A 20178-nucleotide genomic window follows, 5' to 3' on the forward strand; every position below is an offset into this window, starting at 1 on the left:
GCCGGCCGGGGTCACGGGCAGGTGACCCCGGCACGAGGTGGGACCGGATCAGGGGATGCTGTTCCGGGTCGAGACGAAGCTGTCGAACCAGGCCGTGCCCGCCATGGTCGACGTGGTGGTGGGTCCGGAGGTGATGCCGAGGCGGACCGCCTGGACCTGCATCGCCGAGCCGGTGTTGTTCCCGGTGCGGGTGTCGCGCAGGGTGCCGTCCACGAGCAGGCGGAGCGAGCCGCCCGTCCCCTGGACCCAGTCGACCCGGACGGTGTGCGAGCCCGTGGAGAGGCCGACTGCCGGACCCGTCGTGTTGCCGGTCGTGTTGCGGTTCATGACGATCCGCAGCTGTCCGGCGGTGGCGCCCGTGCCGACGCGGTGGAACTGCACCGCGAAGGCTTGGCCGGTGGCCGTCCGTCCCTCGAAGACCGTCACCCAGGCCGTCGCGCTGGCGCCGGTGGACAGGGTGTTCGGGTGGAAGGCGAACTGGGCGTGGTAGGTCACCTCGTTGGCCGGGCTCTCGTCGACGACGTAGGCGGGGGCGTTGCGCGAGCCCACGGTCGCCGCGAGTCCGACGTTGCCGCCGCCGTTCGGCAGACCCGCTGCCGTCGTGCCGGCGACCGACCCGACCTTCGTCGTCCAGGTCGACAGCGTGCTGTCGAACGAGTCGCTGAAGATCGCGTTGGGCCGCACGACCCTGACCGAGACCGACGAGGCGTTGCTCCAGTTGCCGGCCGCGTCCTGGACGCGGAGGTTGAACTGGACGGTGCCGTTGGCGATGCCTGCGAGCGGGATCGACGCCGTGATGCCGGTGCCCGTGTCGGTGGTCTGCACGCGGGTGGCCTTGCCGGCGCCGGGGTCGGTCGTCCCGGTCCAGTACTCGGCGCCCTGGAAGCGGGGGCCGGTCATGGACGGGATGACGGCCTCGGTGACCGGGGCGGCCACGTCGAGAGCGGCCGCGCCGTTCGTCGGGTTGGGCGACGCCGTCAACGTGCCGAGGACGGGCGCCGTCCTGTCGACGTAGAGTCGCACGAGCGAGTTGGCACCCGTGAGGCTGCCCCAGTTGCCCGCGGCGTCCTTGCCGTGCACGTAGACCTTGTGCTCGCCCGCCGTCATGGCCTTGACCTGCGTCAGCGGGATGAGGCCGTAGACCTGCTCGGTCGGGGAGTCGAAGGCTCCGTCGACGGCGATGAGGCTGAGGCCCTTGCCGAAGGCCGGGGTCGTGCTCGTCGGGTCGATGAACGCCTCGCCGGCGAGGACCTTGCTCTGGAGCCCGCCGCTGGTGTCGCGGTCCTGCAGCTCCGCAGAGATCACGAGGTAGCCGGGGTAGGCCTTCGAGCCGACCACCCCGTTGCTCGGGTTGGGTCCGACGGTCGCGGCGTTGACCGCGGGTGCGGTCAGGTCGACGGTCAGGTCGACGGGCACGGCCGGGCCCCAGATGTGCTGGGAGTTGCGGCTGTGGACCCAGACCTGGGCCGTCCCCTCACCGAGGGCCGTGACCTGCGCGGCCGGGATCGACCCGGTCTCGGCGACCTTGGTGGCCACCCGGTTGAGGGTCATCGGCGTGCCCTGGCCGTCGGTGCCGGCGGCTGCGCCGACGAAGTACTCCGCGTCGGTGATCGTGCCGCCCGCCGCGGTGTCGTCACCGGTCGCGTTGACCGTGACGGCGCCCGTGCCGTTGGCCGGCGACGGGGTCACGCTGAGCGCGACCGTCTGCGGACCGGTCTTGGCCAGGTTGAGGATGACCGACCCGACGACGCCCCAGTTGCCGTCGGAGTCGAGGCCGCGCACGAAGATCGTGTGCTTGGCCGACGTGAGGCAGTGCAGGTCGAGAGGCGGGGCCGGCAGGGCACAGTCGGCGGCGGTCGCCACGGCCGGGATGGTCCCGGTCGCAGTCGCGCTCGTCGTGCCGAACGGGCCGGACATGGCCTGACCGAAGCCCGGCCCGACCGTGACGGCGTCGTCGACGACGAGCTCGGCGCCGCTCACGAGGTGGTTGCCCGTCGTCGCATCGCTGACCGTCGCCGTGACGGTGACCGCACCCGTCCCGTCGGACGGGTTGGGCGTGACCTTGATGGCGGTCGACACCGGCCCGATCTTGTCGAGGCTCGGCGCCGGCGCGTTGGTGTCGAGGAAGGTCAGCATGCCGCCGAAGGCCACCGACAGGGGGTCGCCGGCGTTCTGGCCGGCGTTGTCGAGACGGGCCGCCGACTCGAAGACCGCGATCTTCGACTCGGGACCGGTCGGGACCGTGACGAGGGCGTCGACGGTGACGCCCGGGTCGACCGCCGCGACGACCGACGGCTCGGCGAACGCCAGCCCGTGCCCGTCGTGCGACAGGACCGTCTGCTCGGTGCCCAGCGTGCTCATGGAGTGCAGCTCGGAGCCGACGTTGACGTAGTGCAGCAGCACCGTGTGCCCCTGGTCGGTCGGCACGGGGTCGCTCGACGGGAAGGGCTTGCCGTTGATGAGGCGGTAGGCCGGGTGGAACTCGCGCATGTCGAAGGTCGTCGGGTGCGCGTTGAAGGCCGGGTCGATCTCGCTGAGCACGAGCACCGACTCGTCGTCGAAGGAGTGGCCGTATGCCGTGCCGTCGCCGAGCACGACGAGCGCACCCGCGAGCCCCATGGCGACCTGCCGGGCGCCGCCCGCGGTGTGGCCGGCCTCGTAGAGGAAGGTGCCGGCCCGTCCCGCAGTGAAGGTGTAGCGCGCGCTCGCGCCCGGGGTGATCCCGGTGACCTCGGCCGTGGCCGAGAGCCCCTCGGTGATGGCCGAGGCGGGCTGCCCGGGCAGGGCGAGGGCGGTCGGCTCGGCCAGGCCGTTGTGCACGGTCAGGACGACCCGGTCACCCTGCCGGGCGATGATGACCGGACCGGGTGCCGAGGCCGGCCCGTCCGCGGTCGTCGAGTAGCCCCAGATCGGGATCGGTTGTCCGAGAACCTGGTTGGTCCCCGTCTTGGCCCAGAGGTCGCACGCGACCGTCTCGGGCGTCGTGCCGGCGGCCGGCGTGACCGTGCACCCGGGGGTGTTGGGCGTCAGCTTGCCGACGGGCACCGCGGGAGCGGCCGGTGCTGCGGCGGGAGCCGAAGCGGGAGCCGACGCGGGAGTGGACGCGGACGCCGAGGCCGGCGACCCGGCATACGCCGTCGTGGCGCCGAGGGCCGTGCCCGCGAAGGGGACGGACGCGAGCGTGGCGGCCACGGCGGAGACGCCGAGACGGTGCCGGAGGCTGTGTCGAGAGGTCATCGGATCGTCCTCAGCTCGTCGGGCAGCCGGCGGCCGGGTCGATGCGGAAGACCGTCATCATGCCGCCGAAGGCTGCTCCGTAGTTGGTCGCCTGCTGGAGCGCGTGGCTGTGGGCCACGTGGTAGTACTCGCCGCACTCGTTGTTGACGGTGATGTTGGCCGGGTAGCTGCCCTTCGTGCCGAGGTAGGGGCTCTCGCTGAACCACGTGTCGGCACCGACGAGGAGCTGGTCGGTGATGACGGGCAGCTGCGTCGGGATCGGGTTGGTCGTCGCGTCCCAGTGCTCGACGTCGCGCCAGTCCATCAGCGCGTCGACGGTCTGGCCGGGCATGACGTCGATGTCGTACTTGAGGTACGAGAGGTCTTGCGGCGCAGTCGAACTCGTCCCCTGCAGCGCGTGGCCGTCCTTGTTGACGACCCGCTCGTCGCTGCCGTGCGGGTGGAACGGGTAGCTGACCCGGCCCGCGTTGAGGTAGCGGATGACGGCCGGCAGCGGGTTGGTGGCGGCGTCCCAGGGCTTGATGTGCACCAGGGCGCCGTACGGCTGGCTCGGCAGCCACGAGGCGTTGTTGGGCGCCAGGGTGTCCGGCATGCTGCGGCCGTTGATGAGGTAGTAGCGGGCGTTGTAGGCCGACCAGTCGACCGGCTGGCTGCGCTCGACCGCGAGGTGCACCTCGGGGTCGACCTCCGAGAGGAGGAAGACGTACTCGTGCTGCGGGCTGAAGGCCGAGTCGGTGCGGTCGTTGACCTGGCCGGCGGCGCCGGCAGGACGCACGACGAGCGCGCCGTAGAGGCCCATCTGCTGCTGCTTCGTCACGTCGGTGCCGCTCGAGTAGAGATACGTACCAGGCGAACCCGCGGTGAACGTGTAGGTGACCGAGCCGTCCGTGGCGTCAGCGGCCTGCACCATGGAGGTCAGCGAACCGCCGGTGTCGAGCTGCGGCTGGGCCGGGTTGCCGTTCGCCTTGACCGCCTTCTGGCCGGGGAAGACGATCGAGGTCGGCTCCGTCAGCGTGTTGTGCAGGATGACGGTGACGGGCTGGCCCGACGTCACGCACAGGACCGGGCCGGGCAGCTGGAACTGGCCCGAGCTCATCCCGTAGCCCCACATGTAGATGGAGTTGCCGTCGGGCGTGGAGATGTAGCCGGTCCGCGCCGTGAGCGAGAAGGTCTGGTGGGGGTCGGTCTGGCAGAGCAGCCCCTCGGACGTGGCCGCCTGTGCTCCGGCGGTCGAGCCGATGGCCACCGCGGCCACGAGCGCGCCGACGGCGGCGAGGATGCCGGAGCGCCGGCGGAGGCGCGCGGCTGACGCCGCGTCACGCGTCCGGGCTCGGGTTCGGTTGAGTCGCATGGTCGTCCTCCGTCGGCTCTCAGGTGTTCGGCTGGGTCTGGGGGGCGTACGTGCCGGCCGCGCCGACGCGGAGGACGGTCATCATGCCGCCCCACCCCGGTCCCCCGCCGTTGCCCAGGTAGGCGTAGTTACGGTCGTAGAGCAGGTATTCGCCGGGCTGGCGCGGCGTGACGAGCACGTCCCGGCTCTCCCCGGGCCCCACGTCGACGGTGTTGGTCACCTGGTAGTTCGTGGAGCCGTCGCGGCCCCGGAGCAGGCTGGCGTCCTTGGCGATGACCTGCATGTCGACGTTGTCGAGGGTCAGCGGGTGGTTCTGGTAGCCGAGGTTCGACAGCCGCAGCAGCACGGTCTCGCCCACGTTGCAGGTGATGAGCGACGAGATCGGCTGGTACTGGAGGCGGCCCCCTGCTGTGACCTGCGGGTCGCCGTTGGGGGCGATCGTGTCGGGGTAGCCGCGGCCGTTGAGCAGCCAGAAGCTCGGCGCGTAGTCGGTCCAGTCGCTGACCTGGATGTGGGCGTCGCGGTAGTGCGCCGCCGACCACAGCTCGGTGATCATGAACGCGAACTCCCGGTCGTAGCGCGTGCTGCCGTCGCCGTCGTTGTAGGCGTAGGCCAACCGGACGCCGGTCGGGACGTTCCCGACACGCGTCCCGTTCTGCTTCGGCCGCACGAAGACCATCCCGGTCATGCCCATCTGCACGTGCTCGACGTCCTCGAAGTGGCAGTGGTACATGTACGTCCCGGCGTCGTGCGGACGGTAGAAGTAGGACAGGTCCCGCCCGATCGGCACGGCGAGCGACAGCTCCGGCACCCCGTCGAAGAGCGGGATGGCGTTGACGAAGCCGTGCCAGTGCAGCGTGTGCCCGTCGAAGAGGTCGGGCCGCATGAGGAGGCCGAGGTTCGAGAGCTTGATCGTCACGTCGTCGCCCTCGTCGAAGGCGAGCATCGGCGCCGAGATCTGCGCCTTGCCGCGCACCGCCGCGACCTCCTGCGCCGTCGCCATCGCCGTGACGTCACGGAAGCCGAAGACGTAGGTGTCGAAGGGCGAGGGGGCGAGCGAGTCGGGGAAGAAGGGCAGGTCCGGGGGCGAGCCCGCCGGCATGCTGACCCACCCGTCCGTCCCGGCCAGGTGCACCGACTTCGCGGTGCCCGACGCGGCGGCCTGCACCACGGTGGGCCGCGTCGGCTGGGCGAAGCTGAGGCGCGTGCCGAGCAGGACGCTGCCGACGGCGCCCGCGCCACCCAGCAACATCGCCCGCCGGCCGGGCCCGGTCGTCTCTGAGCGTGTTTCGTCGGTCATCAGGTCTCCTGAGGTCGGTCCGACGGGTCTCGCCGGACGGGTGGAGCGTGGAGCGGGTCGGGAAGGTTCTGGAAGGCGGGCGACCGGGGTCCCCGGGGCCGGGGGGTCCAGTGGGAGTGCCTGGATGGCCCCGGGGGCCGGTCGGTGGGCTACGGCACGTACTGGTCGGAGCCGGAGTCGAACCGCCTGGCCGAGCCGGTCGGCCTGGCCTGCCCGTCGATGTCGAGGCTGGGAGCCCTGACGGTGACGGTCCACGGCGTCGTCCTTCCGAGCAGCGTCTGCGTCCCGTAGGTGACCGTGGTGGTCCCACGTCCCTTGCCGTATGCCGTCGCGGTCGTCCCCGAGAGGTGGTAGTCCGCCCGCAGTCGTGGCGGCAGCAGGGCCGTGACGATGGCCGCCTCACGGAAGGCCGGGTACGTGCGGGCCGCCAGGACGGTGACCGTCAGCTCCGGCGTCGGGTCCTTGAACCCGGCGGTGTCTGAGACGGTGACGAACTCCCCTCCGTCCGTGCCGGTCGTCGTCTGGATGACGCCGCCCACGGGGTGGAGCTGGCCGGGGTCGCCGACGACGCCCATGTCCCACGGGTCGACGGAGTTGTCCGAGCCGTCGGGCAGCGTGCCGCCGATGCCGTAGACGTAGCCGCCGATGTAGGTGCCCGCACGGTTGTCGTTGAAGACGTTGTCGAGCAGCACCGGCCGGCTGAACGTCTGCTGCCCGTCCACCTTCAGCAGGGAGAAGGAGGAGAAGCTGCGGCTGCTGTTCAGGCGGGCCATGAGCGGGACGCTGTTGGGTCCGGTCGAGAGACCCGCGGGCGCCGGGAGGCCGTCCGAGGTGACCGCGGTCGCCGTCGTCAGGTTGCCCGCCACGGTGTTGTCGGCGATGGTGACGAACGGGGCGTCGTCGAGCGCGATGCCGCCGCCCTCGTGGGCCGAGACGTTGTTCGTGATCGTGTTGTTGGTGATCGTGATCGTCTGCGGGTCGTTCTTCGTGACGTGCGTGCCGGCCACCTGGAGCAGTCGGATGCCGCCGCCGTCGTCGCTCGCGAGGTTGGCGTCGATGACGTTGGAGTCGATCGTCGCCTCGCCCGTGCCGGGGCTGAGGCCGGTCGGGTCGGCCGGCAGCTCGCCGGCGAGCATGATCGCGCCGCCCTCGTCGTAGGAGCTGTTGAACCAGACGGTGTTGCCGCTGATGGTGCCGCCGTCGTGGCCGCCGGAGTTGCTCATGTAGCCGAAGGCCGTCAGCGCGCCGCCGTACTCCGCGGAGAAGTTGCCGCAGATGGCGTTGTGCCTGATCGTGTAGCCGTCGCTGCCGGTGAAGAGGCCGATGCCGCCGGCGAGGTTGGTCCCGCCGTTGTTGAGCACCTGGTTGTCGGCGATGAGCGCGTCGTAGTTGTGGTTGTCGCCCGTGTAGGGCGTGCCGACGCGGATGCCTCCGCCGTAGCTGCCGCTGTTGCCGACGATGAGGTCGTCGGTGATGCGGACGCCGCGGTTGTTGTTGTGCAGGTAGATCCCGCCGCCCTGGGTGACGAGCGCGCCGGTGGCGCCGTAGGGCGTCGTGACGCCGCCGGTCAGGACGTTGACGTTGCCCGGGAAGTCGGACTGGGCTCCGCCGGTGACCTGCAGTCCGTCGATCGCGACGGGGTATGCCGTGTCGTCGAGTCGCGCTGCCGAGGCTGCGGGGTCGTCGAGCACGGTCACCGTGGCGGCGTCGGGCACGTCGAGCTCACCGCTGTAACGCAGCCGCGAGAGCAGCGCGATCCAGGCCGTCCCACCGGGCAGGTCCGGGCTGAAGCCGGAGCCGTCGATGATCGAGCCCGCGATCCACTTCTGCGATCCGTCCGCCTGCGGGACGAAGCCGCCGGGGCCGACGCCCTGGATGGCGACGCGGTGGTGGACGATGACGTTCTCGTTGTACTCGCCGCGCGGGTTGAGCGCGGTGGGCGTGCCGGGCCAGACCACGACGAGCCAGTACCTGCGGGCCGAGGTCGGTGCCGCTGCCTCGAGCGCCTTCTGAACGGTGTCGTACTGCGTGCCCGGTCGGACCTCGACGACGTTCGGGTTGTAGGCCGTCGAGGCGTTGGTTCCCGGTGCGGACCCGAGGTTCCAGATCGTGATGCCGTTGTACGTCGAGCGCTTGGCGGCCGTGGTGATCGAGACCTTGAGGGCGCCCCGGGAGGTCGAGGTCGCGGCCGGGACCGTGAAGGTGATGCTCGTGTCGGACCATGTCCCGTAGCTCGTGACGGGCACGTTGGTGCCCGCGCTGTTGGTCAGGGTGACGGAGCCGGTGCCGCGGGTGGACCCGAAGCCCGTGCCGGTCACGGTGACGGTGCGTCCGGTCCCGGTGGGCCGCACGTAGGGGTGGTCGACGGAGAGCAGCTGCGGGTCGGTCGTGCCGAGGTTGCAGCGTGCCGGGTTCGACGCCGTGGTCCCGGGGGCAAGCACCGTCGCGGCGGCCTGGGTGGGCGCCGTGTCGGTCACGGTGTAGAGCCCGGGCCAGCCCTGGAAGTTGGTGCTGATGGTCCGGTAGGCCGGGTCGTAGTCCGGGTTCGGGTCACCCGGCGCGCCGGGGTCGTTGCCGGTGAAGCGGTACATGTTCGGGCACGGACCGGCAGGCACCGGGCAGTTGTACGTCCCGGTCGAGGGCTCGAGGGCCTCGTAGAAGCCGTTGAAGTCGGTGTGCGTGGTGTCGACGAGGCGTCCGCTCCAGTCGTAGAGGCCGACGGGGACGTTGGGCAGGCCCTGGGCCTCGCCGTAGTTGGCGCTCCGCTTGTCGAGGGACAGGCCGAGGTCGTTGATCGTCAGGCCCCAGAAGTGCGTCGGGAGCGGGACGGGCGTGAAGAGGTTGAAGTTGGGTGCCACGGTCTGGCCGCTGCGCACGGTGATGAGCTTCGCGTCGCAGAGCGGACGGTCCTGGCCCTGGAAGGGGCTGCCGCCCCCGGCGAGGAAGGCCGGGTTGGTGACGTCGACCTTGTGGAGCGCACCCGCGCAGCCGGAGATGATGCCGGCTCCCTGCGACGGGGGCTGGGTCGGCGGCAGCGGGTCGTTGCCGGTGCCCGGTCCGTCGGAGGCGGCCTCCGTCGAGCTCGGCGGGAAGTTCTCCTGGGAGAGGTAGGTGTCACCGTCGAAGACGTTGACGTCCTCCTCCTTGGTCACCTGGTACATCGGCTTGCCGTCGACCGGGTCCTTGGGCACCTCGACGGCCACGATGTAGTCGCCGGCCGCGAGGTCGCCGAAGCCGTAGTTGCCGTTGACCGTCTGGCCCGCCGCACCGGGCGTGCTGGTGTCGGACGCGCCTGCCTGGAAGCCCATCATCGGGGCCTCGACGCAGAGGTTGTTCGCGGCGGAGCCGGACTCGGGCAGGGCGAGCTGGTCGGTCAGCTCGGTGCCGTCCCACTGCCGGGCGGTGCAGCCGCGCGGGGCGGCCCACTCCTCGGTCGTGTACTTCGGCTGGAGCTCCGAGCCCTTGACGAGCGCGCCGCGCTCCGGGTCGGGGTTGGCGATGGTCGCCGGGGCGGTCGGGTCCGTCTCGTGGGCCGGGTTGGGCACCGACAGCGGCACGATCTGCTTGCCCTGCCGGCAGGTGTTCGCCTTCTCCTCGGCGGTGGTCGCGGTGCAGGTCACCGGCTCGTAGACGTGGACGTTCACGTCGGGGATGCCGGGCTGGTAGTCCTCGCTGACGGCGTCGGCGGGGTCGAGCTCGTTGCGGGTCGTGTCGTAGGACACCGTCGCGGCGATGCCACCGTTCTCGTTGGTGCCGTAGGGCTCGACGCCCCAGTCGACCCGGCCGGACAGGCCGATGACGGGCAGGAAGTCGAGGTCGACGAGAGCGCCGAGGATCGTCGTCGGCGAGTCCTCGTTGTCGGCCTGGTAGGTCACGCCGGTCGTCCGGTAGCGGGTGTTGAACGCCTCGAGGACGAGCCACTTGCTGAGGGGGTAGCCCTCCTTGATGTCGTAGACGCCCTGGTCGCTCGTGTTGACGAGGTTCGTGTACTGGTCCATGAGCGTGTTGTCGCGCTCGCGCACGGTCAGGGTGAAGCCGGGGACCGGAGCCTCGCCGGGGTCGCGGCGGCCGTTGCCGTTGTCGTCGACGAAGACGGTGCCGCGCACGTGGGTGAACCAGCCGACGAGCATCTTGTTGCCGACGTCGACGAGGTCGCCACCGGACACCTCGACGTTGAAGCTCCAGAGGATGTAGTCCTGGTCGTCGTCCCAGAGGGTCAGCTGGTAGGTGCCGTCGGGGACGTTCTTGATGTCGAAGGAGCCGTTGGCCGCGCCACGTCCGACGTAGACAGCGGCGTCTCCACGGTTCAGGTCGGACAGGGCCACCCACGGCGAGGCGATCGGGCCGGCCGACTTCGCACCGGCCCAGCCGGTCTCGGGCACGACCTGCCCGTTCTGCCCACCGATGTAGGGCAGTCCGGCGATGACGACGCCCTTGACCTCACCGGTCGCGGAGGAGGCGGGCAGCGCCCGGACCCTGACGAACCCGAACTGGGTCGAGGGGACGGGCTCGGCGCCCTTGAGGAACTCGGTGTCGAGGCCGGTGTCGCCCTCCCGCACCCAGATGTCGTGGTCGTGCCCGCCCTCGAGCGTCGTCGTCTGCACCCAGCCGGACGAGCCGGCCGGCGGGGAGACCGTGGCGCCGTAGCGGTTCGGGCCGAGGTTGGGGATCGTGATGACGCCTTGGGCGTCGCTCGTGCACTTGCCGGTGGAGCGGGTCGTGTCGACGACGGGCTTGCCGTCAGCGCCGAAGAGCATGCGCCCGTTGGTCCCGTGCTTGTAGACGGTGCACAGAGCGTTGCCGTAGTAGTCGGTCGAGACCGGGCCGAGCACGTCGGAGAGGTTGCCGGTGAAGCCGGCGAGACCCCGCTCGGCGTCGGCCTCGTAGGTGCCGTCGGCGGGGACGTTGTCGTTGAAGACCTGGATCTTGATCGTCGCGAGCGGGAGGGGCAGCGGCTGCATGCCGACGCTGACGAGGCCCTTCTGGCCGGCCGTCACGATGAAGTGCGCGCCGTCGATCTTGTAGCCGTCCGCGGTCACGGAGATGAGGTACTTGCCGGGCGCGAGACCCTCGAGGACCTTCGTGCCGAGGTCGCTCTCGTCACCCTGGGCCACGATCTTCGAGTGCCCCGACGTCGGCCGCACGGACGGCCAAGGGCAGCTGTCGGCATACGGCTCGGTGGGGTCGCCGGCAGCCGGGCTGGCGGGCTTGGTGCTCCCACCCGGTGCCCGGGACGGGAGGCAGCGGTCGAGGAGCGGCGCGGCGGCCGTCCCCGGGTCGCCCGTGCTGTCCTCGTTGATCATCCAGCTGTATGCCGTGACGGCGTCGCCCTTGTGCGGTGCGTCCGCCGGGCCGACGTCACGAGCGCTCGTGACCGTGAGCGAGATGCAGCCCTTGCCCGCCGCGGTCGTCGACGGGCAGGGACCACCCGTCGGCGTGGCTGCGGCGGGCGCCGCAGCGCGGGTGGCCGCGGGCGCCGCCGCAGCAGGAGCAGCGGGTGCGGCGGCCGGTCTCGGCGCGGCCGCAGCCGCCGCCAGCGGCCCACCCACCTGCGCCACTCCGGCGAGGGCGAGCGCGGTCAGAGTGGCAACGATCGGGACGCAACGCCTGCGCAGCTTCGGCATGTCCACGGCAAACCCCCACGTGATGCTCTGTGACGGCCTCGGTGCGAGGTCGTCGTCCCGCGAAGGTCGCACGCGCGGTCAGGGCACTCCGTCGAGATCGGAGGAGGGCTCAGGCAACTGTCATCGATCCGGTGGCCGTCGGGTCAGGGACGGGTCACCACCCCGAGAGGCCGCTGTCATGTTCCTGTCATGTTGGCGCCCGGATTGCGTCGATAGGTACGACTCCGGAACCCCAATCTGCAGTGCTTCTGACGGTTCTCGGTGCCGGGCCTGTGAGCCGAGATCCATACTGATCTGGCATCTCGGGGATGGGGGTCTGGCATGGCTACTGTCATGGTCGTAGACGACGAGGAGCGCGTCCGCACACTGCTGGCGAAGTCGCTCGCGTCGCAAGGTCACTCGGTGGTGACCGCGGGGACGGCGAGCGCTGCCATCGAGCGGCTGGAGTCGAGGGACGTCGATCTCATCGTCCTGGATCTCGTCATGCCGGGCCTCGGGGGCCTGGCAGTGCTCGACGCGGTCAACGCGCGCAAGAGGTCGACGCCGGTCATCGTGCTGTCCGGCGTCACCGACGTCGGGACCCGGGTCGAGGCGCTCGACCGCGGCGCCGTCGACGTCGTGGCCAAGCCGTTCAGCCTGACCGAGCTGCTCGCGCGCGTCCGGCGCAACGTCGGCGCGGCGCGCGCACCCGCGGACGACCGCTTCCTCGACGTGGGCGGCATACGCCTCGACGTCGGGCGGCGACGGGCGACGTTCGGGTCGGTCAGCGCCTCGCTCACCGAGCGGGAGTTCAGCCTGCTCGCGCACCTCATGCGCCGCTGCGGGGAGGTGTGCCGCAAGGAGGAGCTGCTCCACGACGTGTGGCACCTCGACTTCGACCCGGGCAGCAACGTCGTCGAGGTCTGCATCGGGCGGCTGCGCTCCAAGCTCGGCCAGGACATCCCGATCGAGACGCTGCGCGGCGTCGGCTACGGCCTCTACGAGGACGCCTGACGATGCGCCAGCGGATGGTGGTCGTCTGGACCGTGGTCGCGACGCTGTGCGCGGCCGCCATGCTCGCCCTGCCGGGCAGCGAGACCGTGCCCTACCACGTGGGGTGGGCCGCCTTCGCGCTCTGCTTCGGCCTCGAGCAGTGGAGCCCGCGGGCCACGTGGATCGGCCTCGGTCTCTACACGGTCGTGACGGGCGGGATCCTCGTGACCCGCGTCGCGAGCGGCGTCCTCGACTGGCAGGAGACGACCGAGATCCCGCTCATGCTCCTGCTCATGGCGCTCATGATCTGGCACGTGCGCCGGCGCCAGCAGGCGCTGTCGGACCTCACCGAGAACGCGGCGAGGGAGCGCGCCGAGTCGACGATGCGCGAGCTGCTCACGCTGCGGACCTCGCACGAGATGCGCTCGCCGCTCATGATCTCGCGCGGCTACATCGAGATGCTCATGGACCGCACCCCGGCGGGCGAGGACCTGGCGGACCTGCAGGTCGTCGACGAGGAGCTCGTGCGCCTCACCCGGGTGTGCGAGCGGCTCGTGCGCAGCATGCGCGTCGGGGCCGACCTCGAGATCACGGACATCGACGTCGACGCGGTGCTGCGGCAGACCGCCCAGCGCTGGTCGATGGTGGCGCAGCGGGCGTGGACCGTCGAGTCGTCGGGGATCACCCTGACGTGCTCGGGCGAGCGGCTGCGAGCCTGCCTCGACACCCTCGTCGAGAACGCCCTGCGCTACACCGAGCGCGACGACGACACGGTGCTGCTCTACGCCCGTCCGATGCGCGACGCCATCGCGCTCGGGGTCGCCGACTCGGGACGCGGGTTCTCCACGGAGATGCTGCGCACGGCCGCCGGGCACGGCCTCGTCCACGACCACGGGCCCGGCGAGATCCTCGACGGGGTGCGCGACGACCTCTCGCAGACCGGTCTCGGCCTCTCGCTCGTGCGGGACGTCGCCACCCGGCGCGGCGGCTGGGTGCAGCTGGGCGTGTCCCCGTGGGGTGGCGCCGACGTCGCGATGATCCTGCCGCTCGTGCCTCAGGTCCCGGTGGCGCCGATGCTCCGGCCGGTCCAGACCACGGCACCGGCCGGAACTGCCTGACCGATCCGCTCCGGCGCCCGTGCCGGCCGTGTCCGATGGGCTTGTCCCGATCGGACAGCCGGCCGACAGACCGTTGACTGCCGGTCGTGGGCGGCCGAAGGATCACGCCATGACAACGACCGTCACCTCTCGCCGTCGGTTCCTCGGGCTCCTCGGAGCGGGAGGCGTCGCGACCTGCCTCCCCGTCGCACAGGCATCCCCGGCCTCGGCGCTGGGCCTGGCGACCGGCGAGACAGCACTGCTCTCGCCGCCCTCCGGCTGGCTCGATGGCGACGAGGTGGCACAGACCTACCACCGGGCACTGCTGCGACACACGCGCTGGACGGAGACGCAGTGGGACGCGTCCGCGGGCACCTACCGCAAGGCGGACTTCAACTTCGCCGTCGTCCTCGGCCACGCACTGTTGCTGACCCGGGGCCACTACGACGCCGACGAGGCCGGCATCGACGAGGCCACCCTCCGGCAGCGCACCCTGGCCACGATCACGCACTTCGCCGGCACCAACCGCAACGCCGGCGGCACCGAATGGGGCCGGACCCTCTTCTGGGACAGCACCTTCCAGCTCTACGTCCAGCTCGCCGCACGCCTGCTGTGGGACGAGCTCGACCCACGGACGCGCGCCCGCATGCAGGCCATCGCCGTCGAGCAGGCGGCCTACACGACGTCCCTCGGCACCTCCGACGACCCCGCCTCCGGATCGTGGAGCCCCAACGGCCTCAAGGGCGGCTGGGTCGGTGACACCAAGCTCGAGGAGATGGGTGTCTACACCCAGTCCCTCGCCCCGGGCCTGGCGTGGGGGTCCGACGACCCCCGCTGGGAGAGCTGGATGGCCACCTACGGCCGCTGGAGCCGCAACGAGGCCGGCCTCCCGCAGGCCGACGCGGCCAACCCGGCCCTCGTGGACGGCGTCCCGGTGCTGACCAACACCTCCCACAATGTCTACGACACGTTTGTCGTCGAGAACCACGGGTCGTTCGGCCCGCACTACCAGTCCGAGCTCTGGCGCACCTCGGGGCGCAACTCCGCCCACTTCATCGTCGCCGGCCGGCCGCTGCCCGAGGTGCTGACCCGCCAGCCCAACGGCGAGCCGCTGTGGAACCGCCTTCTCGGCGTCATGAGCGACGCGGGCGAGCCACTCATGCCGCTCGTCGACGACCGCGAGCACCTCTACGGCCGCGACGTCATCCCGATCGCCTTCCTCGCGCAGGTGGCCGGTGACCGGGCCGCTGCCCGTGCCGAGACCGACCTCGCGGAGCGGCTGCTGCCCTACCTCGCCTACCCGCCGGAATACCGCCTGACCAAGTTCTCCGGCGAGCCGAAGTACGAGCCCGAGGCGCGCGCCGAGGTCGCGATCAGCTTCCTGCTCCACGAGTGGCGCGCCGCTCATGGCGACGTGCCTGTGCCCCTGACCTCCGAGGAGCTGTATGCCGCGGGCGCCGGTGCGGTCGACCTGGGCGAGGGTCCCGGCATCGTCTCCCACCAGAGCCGGCGGGCGTGGGCAGGCGCGATCAGCAAGCCGGGCTTCGTCAAGCTCGCGTGGCAGCCCGACCACGACGACTGGTTCTTCAACCTCGGTGGCAGCTCACCGATGTACCTCCCTCGCACGAACCTCGGAGTGACCGGTCGGAACGTGCGCACGTATGCCGCGGCACGCGACGGCTACGACGCGTCGGTCACCGTGCTCACCCTCGGCACGGCCGGGCGGGTCGCGCTGGCAACTCTGCCGGGCGGCGAAGTCGTGATGACGAGCTCGGGTGTCGCCGACCGCGAAGGCACGTTCGGCCTGCACAACCTGACGATGCCGGGGGTGCGGGGCCTCGACGGCACGCGCACCTTCGTCACCGGAGACGGCACTCTCGAGGCCACGGCCGCCGATGCGCAGGGCGACCTGCCGAGCGGGGTCGCCCGCCGCGACGTCCTCGACGTGTCCGGCTCGGTGACAGCGCGTCATGTCCGGATGCTCGGCGTCACCCCCGACCCGACCTACGGCTACTCCATCATCTCCTTCGAGGTGCGCACGGCCGCGGGCGGTGCCGACCTCGCAGCCCGGCGCCCGACCACGGCGTCGTCGAGCGACACGGGGCGCGGGGCTGCTCTCGCCACCGACGCGAGCTCGGCGACGCGATGGGCGGTCTCGCGCGGCGACCGATCCCGCACCGACAGCTGGCTCGTGGTCGACCTCGGCACCCCGACCGCTGTGGGTCAGGTGACGATCGACTGGGAGGCCGCCGCCGGTCGTGCCTACGTCGTGCAGACCTCCGACGACGGCGTCACGTGGACGACGCGCGCGTCCTATCCCCGAGTGCTTCGCAGCTCGCGATGGCTCGGCATCGACGACCGCGTCGGTTTCCTCGTGCGCGGCGGGACGAACCCGATCGAGGTCGGTGACAGCATCGTGACCCTGTCTGCCGGCCCCGCGGCCGGGAGCGCCGGCATGGTCGTCGAAGGCCTTCCGCAGGTGCGGTCCGCCGACCTCGCCCGCCTCGCGGACGATGCCGAGGCCGCAGCCCCCCGGCCCAGTGCGCCGGGCGTCACTGCCTCTCTCGCCGGCGGTCTGCTCAGCATCTTCAACCTGACTGGCGCCGCAGTGGAGAGCGAGGTCGCGATGGCGGTCGACGGCGCGGTGCCCTGCTACCAGGGCACGCAGCGGCTGACCGAGAGGGGCAGCATCCTCCAGACGCGACTCGAAACGGCGGACGGCGCCGTGCTTGCAGCACGGGCCACCATCTCCGCCGTCGGGGGCGGTCGGCCACCGGCGGAGCTCGTCGTCACGGTGGACGATGCGGCCACCCTGCGCCTCAGCGGCATCGACGGTCAGGTCGACGTCGCCTTTGCTGACGGCCGGCGCCGGCGCGCAACGGTGTCGTCCGGGCGGACGACGACAGTTCGCGGAACCGGGAAGCCCTTCCCGCTGGATGATCTCGCCCTCGCCTGCCAGACGTTCCCGACCTCGCCGTTGCCGCCGACGATGACCTCGCCGGCTGCGGCCGTCGATGGGAAGGACTCGACGGCGTGGGAGGTGACGGGGTCGGGTCGCATGGTCGTCGACCTCGGCAAGGCGCATGCTCTCGGCAACGCGGTCGTCGACTGGGGCACCGCTCCCGGATTCGGGACTGTCGAGGTGTCGGACGACGGCATCGACTTCCGTCGCGCCGGCCGCGTCGGTCCGGGCACCCAGCTCGGCTCCGTCGCGCTCGGCACGAACGCCCGCTACGTCGGCCTGTCGGTCGACTCACCAGGCAGTTCGGACCGGAAGGTCACCGTGGTGTCTCTTCGGGTGACGGCCGGATGAGACGGCTGGACTAGCCCAGCGAGGCGTAGAAGTCGGGCAGGCGGCGCTCGTAGGCCGTCACGAGCTGCCGTGCCACGGTGACGGAGTCGACGAGCGGGTGGAGCGCAAACGCTTCCACCGCAAGGGATCTCGACTGCTCGGCGGCCGCGCGGATGACGAGCTCGTCGACGGCCTTGACCTGCTGCACGAGCCCCAGCGCGTGCCCGGGCAGGGGGCTGACGGCCACTGGCACGGGCCCGCGGGCGTCGACCCGGCACGGGACCTCGACGACGGCGTCGTCCGGCAGGCCGGCGACCGCTCCGCCGCCGCGGACGTTGAGGATGAGGCGGGCCGGCTCGTCGCGGGCGATGGCCGCCATGAGCGCGAGTGCGACCCCCTCGTAGCCGCCGCCCTCGACGTCGGCCTCGGCGCGCTCGTGCGCCTCGCCGTCGTCGGTCTCACGGGTCTCCTGCATGTAGGTCGCGTTGCGCTCGCGGCGCACGGCGTCCCAGCGCTGCCAGGCCTCGTCGGGCGCGCCGGCAACCCCGGCGTAGAAGGCGGCCTGCTGGTCGAGGAGGTACTCGCCCCGCGTCTGCGGCGCCGCCGTGATCTGCCCGATCGCGTCGCGCGTGAAGTAGTAGTAGTAGAGGTACTCGTTGGGCAGCGACCCGAGCGTGCGCAGCCAGTCGGGGCCGAAGAGGTGCCCCTCCTCGATCGCCGCGAGCGCCGTCTCGTCGGCGAGCAGGTCCGGCAGCAGGTCGCGCCCGTCGCGCCGCAGGGCCGTGAGCCAGCCGAGGTGGTTGAGGCCGGCGTAGTCGATCTCGAGGTCGTCGAGGTCGTGGCCGAGAGCCCCGGCGGCCCGCTTGGCGAGCCCGAGGGGCGAGTCGCAGATGCCGACGACGCGGTCGCCGAGCACCGACTGCATCGCCTGCGTCACGAGACCGGCCGGGTTGGTGAAGTTGATGACCCACGCGTCGGGCGCCAGCTCGCGTATGCGTGTGGCGACGTCGAGCGCGACCGGGACGGTGCGCAGGCCGTAGCCGACACCACCGGGCCCGGTCGTCTCCTGGCCGAGCAGCCCGAGGTCGAGGGCGATCCGCTCGTCGGCGGTGCGACCCTCGAGACCGCCGACCCGCATGGCGGAGAAGACGAAGTCGGCGCCGGCGAGCGCCGCGTCGAGGTCGGTCGTGGCCGTGACCGTCGGTGGCGCAGCCGGGAGACCGGGGCCGTCGGCCGCCTGGGCGGCCTGCGCGGCGAGGACGCGGCGCATGACGTCGAGGCGCGCGAGGTCCGTGTCGTGCAGCACGACCTCGGTGACGCGGCGGTCGGCCGTGTCGCGCAGCAGCGCACCGTGGACGAGCGGCACGCGGAACCCGCCCCCGCCGAGGATGACCAGCTTCATGGCACCACCACCCTCGGACCGTACCAAGGCGTGACGACGAGACCACGCGACACTCGAGTGCCCACCGACCCACGTCGAGAACTGAGCACTCGACCCCACCCACACGTCGAGTGCCCACGAACGCACGTCCGGAACTGAGCACTCGCCGGGTGGGGGCACACGGCATACCTGCTCGGGAATCCCGGTGAGTCGCGCGCGACGATGCGCGATCATGGGTTCGTGCCCCACCACCACCATTCGTTCGACCCGCTCGCGTCGCTCCGCGGCGCCGACGAGCCATCGCTCGACGTCTTCGTCTGGGGCACCGTCTTCCTCGACATGATCTTCGCGGGGCTGCCGAGCGCGCCCAAGCCGGGCACCGAGGTGTGGGCCGAGGGGCTCGCGTCGTGCCCGGGCGGCATCGCCAACCTCGCCGTCGCGACCCGCCGACTCGGGCTGCGCACGGGTCTCGCGGCGGCGTTCAGCGACGACGACTACGGCGACTTCTGCTGGCGCACGCTCGAGGAGCAGGAGGGCATCGACCTCGCCCGCAGCCGCCGGTTCGCCGACTGGCACAGCCCGGTCACGGTCTCGATGTCGGTCGACCGCGACCGCAGCATGGTCTCGCACGGCCACCCCTCGCCCGTGCCGGCAGCCGAGCTCATCGGGACTCCGCCGCGCTCGCGCGCGGTCATGGTGGACCTGGGTGAGGACGAGGTCTGGGGCGCGACCGGGCCGACGTGGGTCGACCGGGCCCGTGACGCCGGCGCGCTCGTCTTCGCCGACGTCGGCTGGGACCCCAAGGAGCAGTGGTCGCCGCACGTGCTCGAGCGGCTCGACCGGTGCGACGTCTTCATGCCCAACGCCGTCGAGGCCATGGCCTACACCGGCACCGGCTCGCCCGTCGAGGCCGTCTACGCGCTTGCCGACCGCGTGCCCGTCGCCATCGTCACCAACGGCGCCGACGGCGCGCTCGGCATCGACGCCCGCACCGGCGAGGAGGCGCGCGTCCCGTCGCTGCGCGTCCAGGAGGTCGACCCGACCGGGGCCGGCGACGTCTTCGGCGCGGCCCTGCTCGTCGGCACCCTCGCGGAGTGGCCGCTGGAGCAGCGGATGACCTTCGCCAGCCTCTGCGCCGGGCTCGCGCTGCAGCAGTACGGCGGCTCGCTCGCCGCTCCCGGCTGGGGCGACCTCGCCGACTGGTGGACGGCGCTCGTCTCGGACCGCAGCGCGGACGCCTACCACCGCTCGCTCCGGCGCCGGTTCGGCTTCCTCGACGACATCGTGCCGCGCGTGCCCGTCCTCGCCTGCCGCCGCGCGACCGCGACCATCGCCAGGCGCGCCGACGTGCAGGACCTCGACTGACCCCGGCCGCGGCACGGGTTCTCAGGCCTGGCGCCTGCTGACCTCCCTGACGTCGCGGGGAGCGGAGACAACCCCGGAGGGCTGTCGCGTGAGGGCGAGCCCGACGCCCAGCAGCAGCCCCCACACCAGGAACAGGGGATCCCACAGCAGGACGTGCCCGGTCAGCGCCGTCCGGGAGGCGGCATCCGCAGGGCCCTGCACGACGCCCAGCAGGGCCAGGCTCCCGACGACGACGTTTGCCGCGCCGTAGAGCACGAGGACCGTGGCCCCGACCCAGCTCAGGCCTCGCCAGAGGCGAGCTCGTGGCAGGCGTCCTCGAGTGGCGAGCAGCGGCACGATGCCGCCGGCCAGCTTGACGGCGAAGATGCCGACCAGCAGCACGCCGACGAGAACGGGGCTCTCGGCCCGCCATGCCGGCGCCCACGTGCCCAGCGAGTCCATGCCGAGCGTGCCGCCGACAGCCCAGTAGAGGCTGGGCACCGCGTGCAGGAAGGCCACTCCCGCCGCCGCAAGGAGGAGCCGCTCACCGGTCGTGTCGGGAATGTCCACACCTCGACGC

General features: G+C 71.7%; 10 protein-coding genes. 4 read left to right on the forward strand and 6 right to left on the reverse strand.

The features are described 5' to 3' along the window. Positions 1-48 precede the first annotated feature (48 nt). From IEY30_RS04250 to IEY30_RS04265, 4 genes are all read right to left on the reverse strand, one after another. A complete protein-coding gene (locus IEY30_RS04250; RefSeq protein WP_030197190.1) occupies positions 49-3237 on the reverse strand; it encodes a multicopper oxidase domain-containing protein in 3189 nt (1062 codons plus the stop codon). 10 nt (positions 3238-3247) lie between these two features. Beyond that, entirely contained in the window at positions 3248-4588 is a 1341-nt protein-coding gene (locus IEY30_RS04255; RefSeq protein WP_052358479.1) for a multicopper oxidase domain-containing protein, read from the reverse strand. A 19-nt stretch (positions 4589-4607) separates the two neighbouring features. After that, on the reverse strand, positions 4608-5888 hold the full coding sequence (locus IEY30_RS04260) for a multicopper oxidase domain-containing protein (RefSeq protein WP_081920446.1): 1281 nt from the start codon (positions 5886-5888) through the stop codon (positions 4608-4610). A 149-nt stretch (positions 5889-6037) separates the two neighbouring features. Continuing rightward, complete coding sequence (locus IEY30_RS04265; RefSeq protein WP_229674885.1) at positions 6038-11512, reverse strand: IPT/TIG domain-containing protein; 5475 nt, start codon at positions 11510-11512, stop codon at positions 6038-6040. Between the two features lie 321 nt (positions 11513-11833). On the opposite strand from IEY30_RS04265, the gene IEY30_RS04270 reads away from it, so the two are divergent. From IEY30_RS04270 to IEY30_RS04280, 3 genes are all read left to right on the forward strand, one after another. After that, a complete protein-coding gene (locus IEY30_RS04270) occupies positions 11834-12505 on the forward strand; it encodes a response regulator transcription factor (RefSeq protein ID WP_030197199.1) in 672 nt (223 codons plus the stop codon). A gap of 2 nt (positions 12506-12507) precedes the next feature. Then, positions 12508-13602, forward strand: a complete 1095-nt coding sequence (locus tag IEY30_RS04275) for a sensor histidine kinase (RefSeq protein WP_030197202.1) — start codon at positions 12508-12510, stop codon at positions 13600-13602. 109 nt (positions 13603-13711) lie between these two features. Then, on the forward strand, positions 13712-16894 hold the full coding sequence (locus tag IEY30_RS04280; RefSeq protein WP_030197205.1) for a discoidin domain-containing protein: 3183 nt from the start codon (positions 13712-13714) through the stop codon (positions 16892-16894). A gap of 10 nt (positions 16895-16904) precedes the next feature. Here the strand turns inward: IEY30_RS04280 and IEY30_RS04285 are convergent, their stop codons facing one another. Beyond that, a complete protein-coding gene (locus IEY30_RS04285) occupies positions 16905-18275 on the reverse strand; it encodes a 6-phospho-beta-glucosidase (protein ID WP_030197209.1) in 1371 nt (456 codons plus the stop codon). A 201-nt stretch (positions 18276-18476) separates the two neighbouring features. Between IEY30_RS04285 and IEY30_RS04290 the strand changes: the two genes are divergently transcribed. Continuing rightward, positions 18477-19619, forward strand: coding sequence for a carbohydrate kinase family protein (locus IEY30_RS04290; protein WP_052358482.1), 1143 nt, complete (start codon positions 18477-18479; stop codon positions 19617-19619). 21 nt (positions 19620-19640) lie between these two features. Here IEY30_RS04290 and IEY30_RS04295 read toward each other — a convergent pair whose 3' ends face one another. Beyond that, a complete protein-coding gene (locus IEY30_RS04295) occupies positions 19641-20168 on the reverse strand; it encodes a DUF3995 domain-containing protein (RefSeq protein WP_081920447.1) in 528 nt (175 codons plus the stop codon). Positions 20169-20178: the final 10 nt, after the last annotated feature.

The sequence above is a fragment of the Terrabacter tumescens genome (assembly GCF_014646815.1).
Classification (GTDB): domain Bacteria; phylum Actinomycetota; class Actinomycetes; order Actinomycetales; family Dermatophilaceae; genus Terrabacter; species Terrabacter tumescens.